This is a genomic window from Mycolicibacterium xanthum (assembly GCF_019710635.1).
GTDB lineage: Bacteria > Actinomycetota > Actinomycetes > Mycobacteriales > Mycobacteriaceae > Mycobacterium > Mycobacterium xanthum.
Window position 1 is genome coordinate 251,783 of record NZ_JAIFZS010000011.1, and the last position, 15,571, is coordinate 267,353.

Annotated in this window: 9 protein-coding genes and 1 pseudogene; 7 read left to right on the forward strand and 3 right to left on the reverse strand. The window is 65.9% G+C overall.

Annotation, left to right across the window (positions count from 1 at the left end; translation table 11 throughout):
- The first annotated feature begins 30 nt into the window (after nucleotides 1–30).
- Genes JDV09_RS07310 through JDV09_RS07325 form a run of 4 tightly spaced genes read left to right on the forward strand, consistent with a single transcriptional unit; the run spans nucleotide 31 to nucleotide 6,078 of the window.
- Nucleotides 31–1,479 carry a condensation domain-containing protein gene (locus tag JDV09_RS07310; RefSeq protein WP_221368437.1) on the forward strand — a complete coding sequence of 483 codons (1,449 nt, stop codon included), beginning with the start codon at nucleotides 31–33 and terminating at the stop codon, nucleotides 1,477–1,479.
- 33 nt (nucleotides 1,480–1,512) lie between these two features.
- Nucleotides 1,513–2,898, forward strand: coding sequence for a wax ester/triacylglycerol synthase domain-containing protein (locus JDV09_RS07315; RefSeq protein WP_308124046.1), 1,386 nt, complete (start codon nucleotides 1,513–1,515; stop codon nucleotides 2,896–2,898).
- 25 nt (nucleotides 2,899–2,923) lie between these two features.
- Nucleotides 2,924–4,330, forward strand: coding sequence for a hypothetical protein (locus JDV09_RS07320; protein ID WP_255604941.1), 1,407 nt, complete (start codon nucleotides 2,924–2,926; stop codon nucleotides 4,328–4,330).
- Nucleotides 4,331–4,344: 14 nt separating this feature from the next.
- Complete coding sequence (locus JDV09_RS07325) at nucleotides 4,345–6,078, forward strand: AMP-binding protein (RefSeq protein WP_221368438.1); 1,734 nt, start codon at nucleotides 4,345–4,347, stop codon at nucleotides 6,076–6,078.
- Nucleotides 6,079–6,363: 285 nt separating this feature from the next.
- Here the strand turns inward: JDV09_RS07325 and JDV09_RS07330 are convergent, their stop codons facing one another.
- From JDV09_RS07330 to JDV09_RS07340, 3 genes are all read right to left on the reverse strand, one after another.
- Nucleotides 6,364–7,098 (reverse strand): GAP family protein, encoded by a 735-nt coding sequence (locus JDV09_RS07330; protein ID WP_221368439.1) that lies wholly within the window; start codon nucleotides 7,096–7,098, stop codon nucleotides 6,364–6,366.
- A gap of 56 nt (nucleotides 7,099–7,154) precedes the next feature.
- Nucleotides 7,155–7,544 carry a hemophore-related protein gene (locus JDV09_RS07335; RefSeq protein ID WP_308124047.1) on the reverse strand — a complete coding sequence of 130 codons (390 nt, stop codon included), beginning with the start codon at nucleotides 7,542–7,544 and terminating at the stop codon, nucleotides 7,155–7,157.
- Nucleotides 7,545–7,610: 66 nt separating this feature from the next.
- A complete protein-coding gene (locus JDV09_RS07340; RefSeq protein WP_221368440.1) occupies nucleotides 7,611–8,861 on the reverse strand; it encodes a glycosyltransferase in 1,251 nt (416 codons plus the stop codon).
- Nucleotides 8,862–9,096: 235 nt separating this feature from the next.
- On the opposite strand from JDV09_RS07340, the pseudogene JDV09_RS07345 reads away from it, so the two are divergent.
- The 3 genes and pseudogenes from JDV09_RS07345 to grpE form a co-directional block, all read left to right on the forward strand.
- Nucleotides 9,097–12,159 (forward strand): annotated as a pseudogene (locus JDV09_RS07345) (MMPL/RND family transporter); the annotation flags it as partial.
- Nucleotides 12,160–13,041: 882 nt separating this feature from the next.
- Entirely contained in the window at nucleotides 13,042–14,892 is a 1,851-nt protein-coding gene (gene dnaK / locus JDV09_RS07350; protein ID WP_221368442.1) for a molecular chaperone DnaK, read from the forward strand.
- Entirely contained in the window at nucleotides 14,889–15,527 is a 639-nt protein-coding gene (gene grpE / locus JDV09_RS07355) for a nucleotide exchange factor GrpE (RefSeq protein WP_221368443.1), read from the forward strand. Before dnaK ends, grpE begins: the two co-directional genes overlap by 4 nt.
- The last annotated feature ends 44 nt before the right edge of the window (nucleotides 15,528–15,571 follow it).

Sequence of the window (15,571 nt, forward strand, 5' to 3'; positions counted from 1 at the left end):
GGACCACATTCCGAGAAGGGAAGCAGTTCATTGTTCCAGTTGGCACCCATCCATGAGTGGGAAGGCGATCCCGGCGCGCATGTGTCGTGGAGCGCGTCGCCCGCGACACTGGCGAAGGCTCGGCAAGCTCCCGTGAGCCCGGTACCTGTCAGCTACCAGCAGGCGCAACATCTTCGGAGCTACCGCGAGCATCGAGCGCATGGTACCGAGATGGCGCGGTTGACGATTCTCTCGTGGAATATCGGCGGGCAGTGCGACGTCAGGGCGATGACTTACGTGATCAACGCCTATCTGCGCCGGCACGACACCTACCGTAGTTGGTTCGAGTTCGACGACGATGATCGCGTTGTCAGGCATACGATCCCGAACCCCAACGATGTCAAGTTCGTCGCGACGAAGCACGGGCACAAGTCGTCGCGCGATTGGTGCGAGGACATTCTGGCGACACCGGGCCCGCTGGAGTGGGATTGCTTCCGCTTCGGAATCATCCAGCGGGCGGATCATTTCACGTTCTACATGAGCGTCGACCACCTGCATGTCGATGCGATGTTCATCGGCCTGCTGTTCGTGGAGATCCACATGATGTACGCCGCGCTCATCATGGGCAGCGGGCCGATTCCACTGCCGCTGGCGGGCAGCTACGACGCGTACTGCCTGCGGCAGCACCAGTACACCTCGATGCTGACCATCGATTCTCCTCAGGTGAGCGAGTGGATCGAGTTCGCTCAGCGCAACGACGGGACGCTGCCGCGTTTCCCACTGCCCATCGGGGACCCGTCGTTGCCGTGCGAAGGCGATCTGATGACGTTCCAGCTGATGGACGAAGTGCAGTCCGACCGGTTCGAAAAGGCCTGCACCGCTGCCGGCGCCCGCTTCATCGGCGGTGTGTTCGCGGGTATCGCGATGGCGGAACATCAACTCACCGGCAACACCACCTACCATACGATCACCCCCACGAGTACCCGTGCCCCCGAAGAGATGATGACGACGGGGTGGTTCACCGGAACGGTCCCGATCACCGTTCCGGTCAACCCGTACTCGTTCGCCGAGACCGTCCGTGCCGCCCAGGCGTCGTTCGATTCCGGTCAGCGGCTCGGACACGTTCCGTTCGACCGGGTACTCGAACTCGCCCTGCACGAGGGCCACGTGCGACGCCCGGATGTGGGCGTTCCGATGATCTCCTACCTGGATGCGACCGTGTCGCCGTTCTCGCCGGAGATCGTCGCTCAGTGGAACTTGGTGGGCGGCAAGATCTACAGCGAGATGGGGGCGGCCAACCAGGTCGGCATGTGGGTCAACAGGTTCGGCGACGGAACCACGGTGACGGTCGCGTTCCCGAACAACCCGATCGCACGCGAATCGGTGACCCGCTATCTATCGGCGATGCGGTCGGCTTTCGTCGGCGTGGCCGACGGCCGACGAGATGCGGCGTCCTCGTCCGCCCCGCTCATCGAGTCGCTGGGATCCGGTATGGCATGAGCACTGTTTGGAGACTGGGGCGTGGTTTCGTCGGTGACTGAATCGGCGGGTGGACGGGTCGACAACCTGCTGTCGTTCACCGATCAGTTGTTGGTCCTCGGCCAACGCGCCACCGGCCAGGAATTGGTCATGCAGTGCGTGTGGGTGTACGACCGCGCGATCGATGTCGCGGCTGTCCGGCGCTTTCACCGCAACTTCGGCCACGGCCTGATGGGCCGGCGGGTCGAGCGATCGCCGCTGTGGTTCGGGCGGTATCGATGGGTGGCCGCAGAGGGGCCCGCCTGTGCCATCGACTTCGCCGTACAGAAGCGCCCGCGGTCGGAGCTGTCCGCGTGGATCGAGGAATGCGCTCAGCAGCCGGTAGACCCGGAACAGGGACCGGGGTGGCGCCTGGGTGTGCTGGAGATGACCGACGGCTCGACCGCCGTCAGCCTGGTGATGTCGCATTGTCTGTCCGACGGGCTCGGTGCGCTGTCGACGATCGCCGAGGCGATCGAGGGACAGGTGCATCAGCTCGGCTATCCTGTGCCGCATTCGCGTTCTCGGGGCCGCGCGATGGCGGCCGACCTGCGCCAGACGGTGCGCGATGTTCCAGAGCTGGTCCGGACACTGGCCACCACCGCACGCGTCGGGTTCGCCCGTCGGCATGAGATCGCGCGGTCGAAGGACCCGGGGTCGCCGGTCGCCCCGCCCGTCACCGGTGATGCCGCCGCCGATACCAACGTCGTCCTTCCGGCGGTCACCGTTCATGTGGATCTCGATGAGTGGGATGCGCGGGCCGCCTCGCTGGGCGGGACCAGTCACGCCCTGGTCGCCGGATTCGCGGCGAAGATCAGCGAGCGCATCGGCCGGAGCCGTGCCTCCGACGGCGCGGTGACCCTGCAGATTCCGATCAGCGATCGCGAACCGGGCGACACCCGGGCCAACGTGGCGTCACTGGCCTACGCCGTGATCGACCCGACGAACGTGACGTCGGACCTGTCGGGCCCACGGCGCGCGGTGAAGGACGCGCTGGGGGCCATGCGCGACACCCCGGATGAGACTCTGCAGCTGCTTCCGCTGACCCCGTTCGTGCCCAAGTGGGCGGTCAGGCGCGGGTCCGATGTCGTGTTCGGACTTGCCGACCTGCCGGTATCGTGTTCCAATCTCGGCGATGTCGATCCGGTGGTGGCGCGGGTGGACGGTAGCGATGCCGACTACGTCATGCTGCGGGGCGTCGATCGGCGGGTCAGCCGCCAGTTCCTGGAGAGGCGACGTGGCCTGCTCACGGTGCTGGCAGGACGCATCGGTGGCAGGATCTCGGTGACCGTCGTCGCGTATCAACCGGGCGGACAGCTCACCAGGGAGCGGTTGCGCGCGCTGGTGGCCGACACGCTGAACGAATTCGGCCTCGTGGGCGTCGTGGACTTCACGCCGTGATCCCGATGACGATTGGAGGTGCATGATGGCGACCGGCACCGGTCTGGATCTCGCCGGCGAGACCCTGATGCGCTGTGACGAGCCGACCCCGGACAACCGCCTGACCCTTCTGGATCACGCAGGTATCCAGTTGGTGCGCGCGACCGGCCGCATGCAGCTGATGCAGATGGCCTGGATCTACGAGCATCCGGTCGACTTCGATCGGGTCAGAGAATTTCACCGCGGCTTCGGCTACGGACTGGCCGGCCGCCGGGTCGAGCGCTCACCGCTGCCGTTCGGTCGCCACCGCTGGGTATCGGAGCTGGGGCCGCAGGCTCCGTTGGAATTCTCGCCTCGCCGACGCGACCGCAGCGAGCTCTCCGACTGGCTGGACGAACGCGCGCAGGTGCCGGTCGATCCCGAGCGTGGCCCCGGCTGGCACATGGGCGTCCTGCAGATGACCGACGGATCGACCGCGCTCAGCATGGTCGGCTCACACAACCTTGGCGACGGCGTTGCCGGCATCATCTCGGTGCTGGATGCGGTCGCGGGAAACAGGCGGAGATTCGGCTATCCGCCGCCGAGATCGCGGTCGTGGGCCCGCGCGGCAGCCGCTGATCTCCGACAAGCCGTACGCGAACTGCCGCAGGCGGCGCGAGTCGCGGTCGGGGCCGCAAAGATGTTGGCCGCCAGCCGAAATGAGGCATCCCCGGGACAGGGCAAAGGGCGGAGCCGGCACAGCCGCAGATGCGACTGCACCGTCGTCGTCCCGGCCATCTCGATCTTCGTCGACGTCGGCGAGTGGGACGCCCGCGCAGCGGCACTCGGCGGCACGAGCTACTCGTTGGTGGCGGGCGTAGCGGCCAGGCTCGGCGAGCGGATGGGGCGTAGCCGGGCATCCGACGGTGCGGTCACCCTGTCCATCGCCCTCAACGACCGCACCAGCCTGGACGACACCCGCGCGTTGGCGCTGTCCTTTGCCAAGGCGAGCGTCGACCCGACCGAGGCGACCAAGGACTTGAGCCAGGCCCGCACCGCATTGCGGCACGCGCTGGGCGAGGCGCGTGAGGCGACCGACGTGTCGCTGGAACTGCTTCCGGTGGTGCCCTGGGTGCCCAAACGCCTGCTTGCGCGCTATGCATCCCAGTTCCATGGATCCGAGGAAGACCTCTCGGTGTACTGTTCCAATCTCGGCGATCTCGACGGTGCGGTCGGCCGACCCGACGGCAGTGACGCCGAATACGTCTTCCTCAGGGGAGTGGACCAGAACTTCAGGCGTCACGAGCTGGAGGAGGCGGGAGGCCAGCTGGTGGTCGTGGCCGGCCGGGTCAACGGCAAGATCTCCATCGGCATTGCCGCCTACCAACTCGACACGGACAACTCGAAAGCCCGCCTGCGCGAGCTCGCCGCACAGGCGCTGGCTGATTTCGACCTGTCCGGCGTGATCGTATAGAAGGGTTGACATCTGTGGCCTATTCCGCCGTGACCGACGTGCTGCGCGAACGTGCCAGTTTGCAGCCGGACGATGTTGCGTTCACCTTCGTCGACTATGACATCGACCCCGGCGGGGTCGCTGTCACGCTGACCTGGTCGCAGCTGAGTCGCCGGGTAGTCAACTTCGCCCACGAACTGAGGTCGCGAGGCTCGATCGGTGATCGAGCCGTCATCCTGCTCCCGCAGAGCCTGGACTACATCGTCGCCTTCCTGGGCTCACTGCACGCGGGTCTCATCGCGGCTCCGCTATCGGTTCCCTTTCCGGGTGTGCACGACGAACGGGTGAGTGCGGTGCTGCGGGACGCGTCGCCCACGGTGATCGTGGCGACGTCGGCCATGGCGGAGCATCTGTCGGAATACACTGCGCCGCTTGATGATCAGGCCAAGCCGACGGTGGTCGAGATCGATGCGCTGGATCTCGACGGGCAGACTCCGCGGGCTCTCAAACGTGCCAAGATGGCCACGGCCTATCTGCAGTACACCTCCGGATCGACCAGGACACCGGCCGGTGTCATGGTGACGCACCGCAACCTGACCGCCAACTTCGAGCAGATCATGGCCGGTTTCTTCCCCGGTAAGGTGGCTCCCGCGGACACCACCGCGGTCTCATGGTTGCCCTTCTACCATGACATGGGTCTCATGCTCGGGGTGTGCGCTCCCATCCTCGGTGGCTGGCACACGGTGTTCACCACCCCAGCTTCCTTTCTGGCGCGTCCCGCGCGGTGGATACAGCTGTTGGCGTCCTACCCCTCCACGGTGACCGCCGCTCCCAACTTCGCCTTCGAGTTGGCGGTGGGGCGGACGTCCGACGACGATCTCGCCGGCAAGGATCTCAGCGGTGTGCGCTGTGTCCTCAGCGGCAGCGAGCGGGTCCACCACACGACTCTGAAACGGTTCGTCGACCGTTTCACCCGGTTCGACCTCGCCGAGGAGGCGTTGCGGCCCAGCTACGGCCTGGCCGAGGCGACGCTCTTCGTGGCGACCAGGGAGCCCGGTCTGCCGCCGCACATCGTGCACTTCGCCGGGGAGAAGTTGTCCGCCGGCCACGCCAAGCGCTGCGACAACGAGTCCGGCACGCCGTTGGTCGGCTACGGCGCGCCCGAATCTCCGCTGGTGTATATCGTCGATCCGGCGACCAAGACCGAGTGCCCGGCCGGCACCCTGGGTGAAATCTGGGTGATGGGGGAGAACGTCTGCGTCGGCTACTGGGAGAATCCGGAGCAGTCCGAGCACACGTTCAACGCCTACATCGACGGCGCGTCACCGGAAACCCCGCCGGGACCGTGGTTGCGGACGGGCGATCTAGGGTTCATCTCCGAGGGCGAGCTGTTCATCGTCGGCCGAATCAAGGATGTCGTGATCGTGCGCGGTCGCAACCACTACCCCGACGACATCGAGGCCACGATCCAAGAGATCACCGGCGGTCGGGTGGCGGCCATCTCGGTCGAGAACGAGCACACCGAAGAACTCGTCGTGATCGCCGAAGTGAAGGCCCCGGCGAATCCCGATGCCGACGCGATCGAGCACATGCGCAGCAAGGAGCGTGACGTCACCTCGGCGCTGTCCCGCTCACACGGCCTCAGCGCTGCCGATCTGGTCCTGGTCCCACGTGGGTCGATTCCGATCACCACCAGCGGGAAGGTCCGTCGGTCGGCATGTTCTGAGCTGTACCGTAATGACGCGCTGACCCGCCTGGTCCCCAGGTAGCCGACGGTCATCGGAGCTCGCGAGGCGAGATGCCGGTCGTTGCGGCGATCCCGAACTGCAACATGGCGGGTAACCTGCAGCGGTGGATCGCCTGATTGTCAAAGCAGGGCTAGGACTGGGCCAGGACTGGGCTAGGACGTGATCGTCGTGCTCGACGACGTCTCCCGCGACCACAGCCGCTGAGCGCTGAGTCCGGCGAAGACATGACACTCGTCTAGCTCTAGCTCTGGCGTGGCCAGAACAGGGGCGCCGGACGTGGCGCAAACACGGTCTGTACCGATGCGATCAGAGCGCCGAAACGCCGTGAAAGATCATGAATAAGCCGAAGATGCCCAGCACGCCGACAAGGATCCGGGTCCGGAACTCGCTTATCCAGAAGTGGATCTTGGTAACCACCTGTTGTGTCTTCGACGGTGCCGCCAGGTAGCTGACCAGGGGTATCTCGGCGACGACGAAGGCCACAACGGCGAACACCGCGACAGCCGAGATCTGTGTCACCAGGGCGGCGCCCGAGGCGGCGGCGGCAACGAGTACCAGGCAGTACTCGATGGGAGTCATTGCCGAGCACAGTCCGGCGGCGAATGCGACTCCCAGGGAGTCGCCGTGCCGGCCGCGTAACAGGGCCAGCCAGGAGAACCGTGCCAGGCCTGTGGGGCCGTCTTCTTGCCGCAGTACCGGGAAATCGGCATTGACGACAGCCGCCGCTTCGGGTCGACGAGCCGAGCAGCGCACGGCAATGACCGCGGTGGCCACGAGCGCTAGTGCGCCGAGCACGATCTGAGCCGGGGGGACCGCGGGACTGCGGGTGAGGGACAGCAAAGCATCGGTGACCGGCGCGACACGCTCCGGCACGAACGCCAAGACCAACGCGGCAAGGCCTACGGCCATGACCATGAGGCCGATCCAGTACACCAGAAGGTTGACCAAGGGCCGGGGCCGGGAAACCAGGATCGCGGTGATGGCGACCCGGAACGGGTCAGGAATGGAGACAACCGCCAACAGCACGACCGCTCCCCACATAGCGCAGACTTTACCGCGATGCAGCGACTGTGGTCATACCGATCGGCCCCGGGGTCTCAGTAGCTGGCGCAGCCTTGGGCGACGGAGACGACCAGCCCCAGGTACTGCTCGGCGCCGGGTAGCTGCCGTATCTGCCCAGCCATCACCTCGCGGGTCTGCGGCGGCGCCGCGAGGAACTGCTGCAACCATGCTTGTGCCATCGGAGCGGCGGCCAGCTCGCTGGCGGCCTGCGGGTTCTGTGAATTGAGCGCCGCAACCGCCTGGGAGTAGCTACACGTCGTATGGATGACGGGCGCGAGATCGGGATCCGCGGACGCGGTAGCGACGGTGGCGACAGACCACAGGGTCAAACCGCCGAGCGTGACGGCCCAGGTCGCCAGCTTGGGTAGCGCCACCATTAGCCACACCTCCATCTCGTCCCCGACCGATGAACGCGGGAAGCCCACCGGCCTTCCAGGCTACAGGCTCGTGGCGGCGAGGGGTCGGTTCCCGGTGAGACGCGGCCGGCGGGCTCAGCGAACGCCACGTCTGCGGGCGGCGTCTTCCAGGAGGTCGGCCGCTTTCCTGACGCCCTCCGAGGGTGCGGTCATCTGCGTCGCGAGTGCCTCGGCGCGGACGGCGGCCTGCGGGCTCAGTGTCGCCTGCAATGCGGCCTTCAGCGACGTCGGACCGGTTTTCGAGAATCGCCGGGCGGTACCCACCCCGAGCCGCTTGACCTGGGCTGCCCAGATCGGCTGATCTGCGCCAACCCACAACACCAACGTCGGTCTTCCCGCTCGCAGACCTGCGGCCAGGGTGCCCGCGCCACCGTGGTGTACAACGGCGCGGCACTGTGGGAACACCCTCGCATGATTCACCGCGCCCACGACCTTGATATCGGCAGACGGTGTCGGCCGGTCGAGTTGCCAGGAGCCCGAACTGATCAGGGCTCGTTCGCCGAGGTCGGCACAGACTTCGGTGATCATGTCCAACGCCGATTCCGGCGACTCGACCGGCATGCTGCCGAAGCCGAAATAGATCGGCGGTTTGCCCTCCGCGATCCACTCCGTCATCTCGTCGTCGTCAACGGTGCCCAACTCCAACGTCAGGGCGCCGACGAACGGGCGGCGCTCACCCCACTGCGATGCCAGCCCGGGAAAAAGGGCTTCGTCGTATGCCTGGATCTCGAGCGCACCACCCTCGATGATGCGCCGGACGGAAGGCGTATCGGCTTTCGGCAGACCGAGTTCCCGGCGCTGGGCGTCCTCGGCGTCCTTCAGGATGCGCCAGTACGCCCATTCCACAGCGGCGAAACCCGGCCCGTACAGCGAAGGTGGCACCTTCAACGGAAGGACGTGGCTGTTGGCGCGGTGGGGGAAGAAGTGCAGTGCGGCAAGCGGTACGCCGTAGTGCTCGGCGACGTTCGCGCTGACTTCCTGGAAGGTGGTGCCGGTCAGGATGAGATCGGCACCGTCGGCGATGGAGGTCAGTGACCTGCTCATCTCGGCCCATCCCGCGACCATGTATTCCCGCCCCTCACGCAGAGCCCGGGCCGGATTCTGGAACTTCCAGAAGTTGCGGAAAGTGGCCTCCTCGAGTTGCTTCTGCGAGTCGACGCCGTAGGACACCACCGGTACGGGGCCGATTGCCTGCTGGGCGAACCCGACGAGATTCGGCGGGACGGCGAGGCGCACCTCATGCCCACGTCGCCGCAATTCGAGGCCGACAGCGGTGCAGGGTTCGATGTCACCGCGTGTACCGTGCGCGGCTACCGCAAATCTCATTTCGCCCCATCGGAAGTCGCGGCGGTGGATCCCGCACCGGGTCGTGCCCGTCGGTAACGGTGCACTCTAAGCATGCGATGACATGCTTGCGGCATAATCGCACGAGACATCGGACGCGGCACTTCGCGGGGTGTCGTCCCAGGCGGCGACGTCCACCTCGGCAAACAAACAGAGAATGTTCGTCGCCCGATGCGACGGACCGGAGGTCCAGTGGGAAGCGTGTAGCGTGTTTGGCATGTTTCGGCGCGCCGATTCAGCCGGTGCGTTGACTGGGGTGGGTTTCGACGGGTTGGCGAAGATCACCGTACGCCATCCGTGGATCGTGATTGCTCTGTGGCTGGTGGGCGCTGCCGCGTTGGTCTACCTGGTGCCGTCTTTGGCGGTGGTCGCCGAACGGAATCCACCCGGGTTCCTGCCGGCCGACTCGGTGGTGATGAACGCCAGCGACGACATGCAGGCGGCGTTTCAGGAGACCGGTGGCGGCAACGTCGCCATCGTGGTCCTCAGCGACGACAACGGGCTGGACGCCGAGGACGAGGCGACCTACCGGACGCTTGTCGAACGCCTCCGTGCCGACACGGCGGACGTGCTGGCGACGCAGGACTTCGTCGCCATACCCGAGATCCGCGACGTGATGACGGGCACCGACGGCAAGGCGTGGCAGCTACCCGTCAGTGCGGTGGGCGAGATCGGCAGTGCCGAAGGGCAGGCGGCCTATCGAAACATCGTCGATGTGGTCGACGAGGTCACGGCCGACTCCTCGCTGCAAGCGCGGGTGATCGGACCGGCGGCGACGTTCGACGACGTGATCAAGATCGGAGAGCAGGATCAGCACATAATCGAGGCCGCCACCATCCTCATCGTGCTGACGATCCTGCTGATCGTCTACCGCAACGTGGTGGCGATGCTGCTCCCGCTGCTCATGATGGGAGTGGCGCTGGTTGTGGCGCAGGGTGTGGTCGCAGCACTCGGTGACCACCAGATCCTCAGCCTCGGCCCCCAGACGCTGATGCTCATGACCGCCATGATGATGGGCGCGGCGACCGACTACGGCATCTTCCTGTTCAGCCGGTACCACGAGTGCATTCGCGAAGGTCTGAGTTCCGACGATGCCGTCATCGCAGCGATGGACTCGATCGGCAAAGTCATCGCGGGCTCAGCCGGCACCACTGCCGTCACCTTCTTCGGGCTGGCCTTCACCCAACTGGCGGTGTTCTCGACCGTCGGACCTGCGCTTTCGGTCACGATTCTGATCGCATTCGTGGCGTCGGTGTCGTTGCTGCCGGCAATGCTGACGCTCGCCGGGCGCCGCGGTTGGGTCAAGCCGCGCAAAGATCTGACCAGCCGGTGGTGGCGGACATCCGGCGTCCGGATCGTCCGCAAACCAGCGGGTCACCTTGCCGCCAGCCTCGTTGTGTTGCTCGCGCTCGCGGCTTGCGCCGGAATGATGAAGTTCAACTACGACGATCGAAAGAACCTCCCGGCCGACGCGTCCAGCAACCTCGGGTATGCGGCGCTCGACGAGCACTTCCCGGTGAGCACTGCGGTCCAGCAGTTCATCCTCGTCCAGTCTCCGCACGACCTGCGTACACCCAAGGCGCTGGCCGACATGGAGCAGATGGCGTTTCGGGTGAGCCAGGTGCCCGACATCGAAATCGTGCGCGGAGTCACCCGGCCGACCGGTGAGAAGCTCGAAGTGGCGAAGGCCACATACCAGGCCGGCGAGGTCGGTTCGAAGCTGGGCGACGCCTCCAAGCTCATCGACGACAACGACTCCAACCTCTCCACGCTCAGTGGCGGCGCCCATCAGCTCGCGGATGCGCTGGCCGAGATCCGGTCTCAAGTGGTGAACGCCATCGCCGTGGTGCGTCCCCTGACCGTCGCGCTCGCCAATCTGCAGCAGCAATACGGCGGGACCAAGACACTCAACGAGATCGATAAGACGGCCCACCTGGTGGCCAACATGCGCTCACTGGGTGACTCGTTGGGGGTGAACCTGGCGAACATCACCGACGTGTACGGGTGGGCGGCGCCCGTGGTCAATGCGCTCAACGTCAGCCCTGTGTGCGATGCCGACCCGCGGTGCGTGGCGTCACGCGCCGACCTGCAGCGCATCGTCACCGCCAAGGATGACGGCACCCTGGACAAGATCGCAGACCTGGGCCGTCAGCTGCAGAACATGGACGGGACCGAAACCCTCGACCAGGCTGTGCGCAATCTCGGCCAAGGCGTGGAGGACTCCATCGCAGCGGCGCGCAAGTTGGGCCTTGACGATCCGCGCAGCATCCAGTCCAATCTCAACCAACTGCAGCAGGGCGCGAACCAGCTGTCGGACTCCAGCCGCCAGCTCGCCGAGGGCGTTCAACTGCTGGTCGATCAGACCAGACGGATGGGTGAGGGCCTGGATCAGGCCTCGGCGTTCCTGCTGGCGATGAAGCGCGATGCCTCCGACCCTCAGATGTCGGGGTTCTACATCCCCCCTGAGATTCTCACCCAGGAAGAGTTCAAGAAGGCCGCCGAGTTGTTCGTCTCACCGGACGGCCACGTGGTCAGATACCTGGTGCAGACGGCCCTGAATCCGTTCGGTACCGATTCGATGGATCAGGTGGCCGAGATCGTCAACGCGGCCCAGAGCGCGCAACCCAACACCAGCCTGGCCGACGCGAAGATTTCGCTGGTGGGATTTTCGTCGATTCAGAACGAACTGCGGAATTACTACAACGCCGACATCCAGTTCATCATCATCCTGACGTTGTTGGTCGTCTTCCTCATTCTCGCGGTTCTGCTGCGTTCGCTGGTCGCTCCCGTCTACCTCGTCCTGTCGGTCGTGTTGTCCTATTTGTCGGCGCTGGGGATCGGCGTGGTGTTCTTCCAGTTCATCCTGGGCCAGGAGATCATGTGGTCCGTCCCGGGTATGGCGTTCCTGGTTCTCGTCGCGGTTGGTGCCGACTACAACTTGTTGCTGATTGCGCGTATCCGCGACGAATCCAAGCCGGGGATGCGCACCGCGGTCATCCGGACGGTCGGTGCGACGGGCAGCGTCATCACCTCGGCCGGCTTGATCTTCGCTGCGTCGATGTTCGGTTTGACATTCAGCAGCCTCAACGCGGCCATCCAGATCGGCTTCGTCATCGGTGTGGGTCTGCTACTCGATACGTTCGTGGTGCGCACCGTGACCGTTCCCGCCACCGCCGTCCTGATCGGAAAATTCAGCTGGTGGCCTGGCAAACCGGAGTGGGCGGTCGAGGGCCCCGCAGTGCAGCAGGTCTCGGTTTCCGCGCCGTCGGCCGTCGCGACCGCCGAGGCTTCGACAGAGGAGTTGGTCGAGTTCCCGGCGGCGGGGGCCTCGGTTGAGGGGTTAGGGCAGGCTCCGCAGGGTGTGAGTCGGCGTCCGGGGTTGGGGGGGTGGATCCAGAGCCGCCTACAGGCGAGTCGGTGGGCTCGTGGTTCTGGGGCGTCGGTCGAGCAGGCCGCGCCCGAGGAGTCGGTGGGGGAGCAGGATGCCTTGACCGAGGAGTTCGCGGAGGCGTCGATTGAGCAGGCCGCGCCCGAGGAGTCGGTGGGGGACCAGGATGCCTTGACCGAGGAGGTCGCGGAGGCGTCGATGGAGCAGGCCGCGCCCGAGGAGTCGGGGGGGGAGCAGGAGGCCTTGACCGAGGAGTTCGCGGAGGCGTCGCTTGAGCCGGCCGCGCCCGAGGAGTCGGTGGGGGAGCAGGATGCCTTGACCGAGGAGGTCGCGGAGGCGTCGATGGAGCAGGCCGCGCCCGAGGAGTCGGTGGGGGACCAGGATGCCTTGACCGAGGAGGTCGGGCGGGATCCGCAGGATCTGAGTCGGGGACGGAGGTTCTCGGGGTGGATACGGAATCGCCGACTCGGGCGTTGGCGGCGGGACCGCAGGTCCGAGGCGCCGGCTGAGGATTCCGGGGCGGTAACACAGGAGCCGGCCGATGGGGCCGGTGAGTCCGGTGACAGCCCGGAGCACTGAGGCAACGGGACACGCGTTCGTCGTGCTCCGCTCGTTGGTGTTGACCGAGCGGGAACAATTCCCGCACCGGGCCCGTTGACTGCATCGATAGTTGAGTTGCATTCACTCAAGTTTGGCTTGACACGGCGACGTGGCTGGGGGCAGGCTTGAGCGCGGTGCACTCAGTCCAAACGTTCTATTCAGGAGGCAGTAACTATGGCTCGTGCGGTCGGCATCGACCTCGGGACCACCAACTCCGTCGTCGCAGTGCTGGAGGGTGGCGACCCCGTCGTCGTCGCGAACTCCGAGGGCTCCCGGACCACCCCCTCGATCGTCGCGTTCGCGCGCAACGGTGAGGTCTTGGTCGGTCAGCCCGCCAAGAACCAGGCGGTGACCAACGTCGACCGGACGATCCGTTCGGTGAAGCGGCACATGGGGTCGGACTGGTCCGTCGAGATCGACGACAAGAAGTACACCCCCCAGGAGATCAGCGCGCGCGTGTTGATGAAGCTCAAGCGCGATGCCGAGAGCTACCTGGGCGAGGACATCACCGACGCGGTGATCACCGTGCCCGCCTACTTCAACGACGCCCAGCGTCAGGCGACGAAAGAAGCCGGGCAAATCGCCGGTTTGAATGTGCTGCGCATCGTCAACGAGCCGACCGCGGCCGCACTGGCCTACGGTCTGGACAAGGGCGAGAAGGAACAGACCATCCTGGTCTTCGACCTCGGCGGTGGCACGTTCGACGTGTCGCTGCTGGAGATCGGCGAGGGCGTGGTCGAGGTTCGCGCCACCTCCGGTGACAACCACCTCGGTGGCGACGACTGGGACGACCGGATCGTCGAATGGCTCGTCGACAAGTTCAAGGCCAGCGCCGGCATCGACCTGACCAAGGACAAGATGGCCATGCAGCGCCTCCGCGAGGCCGCCGAGAAGGCAAAAATTGAACTCAGCTCGAGTCAATCCACCTCGATCAACCTGCCCTACATCACCGTCGACGCCGACAAGAACCCGCTGTTCCTCGACGAGCAGCTGACCCGTGCGGAGTTCCAGAAGATCACCCAGGATCTGCTCGATCGCACCCGTCAGCCGTTCCAGCAGGTCATCAAGGACGCCGGAATCTCGGTCGGCGAAATCGACCACGTCGTGCTGGTCGGTGGTTCCACCCGGATGCCCGCGGTCTCCGATCTGGTCAAAGAGATGACCGGTGGCAAGGAGCCCAACAAGGGCGTCAACCCGGACGAGGTCGTTGCCGTCGGCGCCGCGCTGCAGGCCGGCGTGCTCAAGGGTGAGGTGAAGGACGTTCTGCTGCTGGACGTGACGCCGCTGTCGCTCGGTATCGAGACCAAGGGTGGCGTGATGACCAAGCTGATCGAGCGCAACACCACGATCCCGACCAAGAGGTCGGAGACCTTCACCACCGCGGACGACAACCAGCCGTCGGTGCAGATCCAGGTCTATCAGGGTGAGCGCGAGATCGCGGCCCACAACAAGCTGCTCGGCAGCTTCGAGCTGACCGGCATCCCGCCGGCCCCGCGCGGTGTGCCGCAGATCGAGGTCACCTTCGACATCGACGCCAACGGCATCGTGCACGTGACCGCCAAGGACAAGGGCACCGGCAAGGAGAACACGATCAAGATCCAGGAGGGCTCCGGCCTGTCCAAGGAGGAGATCGACCGGATGGTCAAGGACGCCGAGGCGCACGCCGAGGAGGACCGTCAGCGTCGCGAGGAGGCCGACGTCCGCAACCAGGCCGAGTCGCTGGTCTACCAGACCGAGAAGCTGGTCAAGGAGCAGCGCGAGGCCGAGGGTGGTTCGAAGGTTCCCGCCGAGATCCTCGACAAGGTCGACGGCGCGATCGCCGAGGCCAAGTCCGCCCTGGAGGGCACCGACATCGCCGCGATCAAGTCGGCGATGGAGAAGCTGGGCCAGGAGAGCCAGCCGATGGCCGAGGCGCTCTACGCCGACGTCTCCGCCCCGACCGACGGTGCAGGCGCCGAGGCGGGATCCGCCGACGACGACGTGGTTGATGCTGAGGTCGTCGACGACGACCAGGAGCGCAAGTGAGCCATCCCGACCACGACCGTTCCGAAGAGCGCGGTGAGCACATCACCGTCACCGACAAGCGCAGGATCGATCCGACCACCGGTCAGGTGCGCGACGTTCCTGGATCGTTCCCTCAGGGGTCGGTCCAGGAACCGCCCACCGTCTCCGAGGAATCGCAGGACCAGGCGGCCGAACTGATCGCCGACCTGAAGCGGGTGCAGGCCGACTTCGCGAACTACCGCAAGCGGTCCCTGCGCGATCAGCAGGTGGCCACCGAGCGGGCCAAGGCCCACGTGGTCACCCAGTTGCTGCCGGTGCTCGACGACCTCGACCGCGCCCGTGCGCACGGCGATCTGGAATCCGGACCGCTCAGAGCGGTTGCCGACAAGCTGATCTCCACCCTGGAAGGGTTGGGGCTGACCGGCTTCGGCGAGGAGGGTGAAGCGTTCGACCCCGGGCTGCACGAAGCCGTGCAGCACGAGGGCGAGGGCACCCATCCGGTGGTCGGGACCGTCATGCGCAAGGGCTACAAGGTCGGCGAGCACGTCGTCCGCCACGCGATGGTGGGTGTCGTCGACACCGTGCCCGATGCGTCCGGGCCCGACGCGACCGGTTCGGATGCCGGCGCTGCGGCGGAACAGCGCTCAGAATCGTAAGAATTGGACAGCGAACGACAGAGCAGGTGAGGAGGTGACCCGAT

Bases quoted from the DNA above. Each gene is read 5' to 3' on its own strand.
- JDV09_RS07320 (WP_255604941.1), top strand. From the start codon at position 2,924: ATGGCGACCGGCACCGGTCTGGATCTCGCCGGCGAGACCCTGATGCGC.
- dnaK (WP_221368442.1), top strand. From the start codon at position 13,042: ATGGCTCGTGCGGTCGGCATCGACCTCGGGACCACCAACTCCGTCGTC.
- JDV09_RS07330 (WP_221368439.1), bottom strand. From the start codon at position 7,098: ATGTGGGGAGCGGTCGTGCTGTTGGCGGTTGTCTCCATTCCTGACCCG.
- JDV09_RS07340 (WP_221368440.1), bottom strand. From the start codon at position 8,861: ATGAGATTTGCGGTAGCCGCGCACGGTACACGCGGTGACATCGAACCC.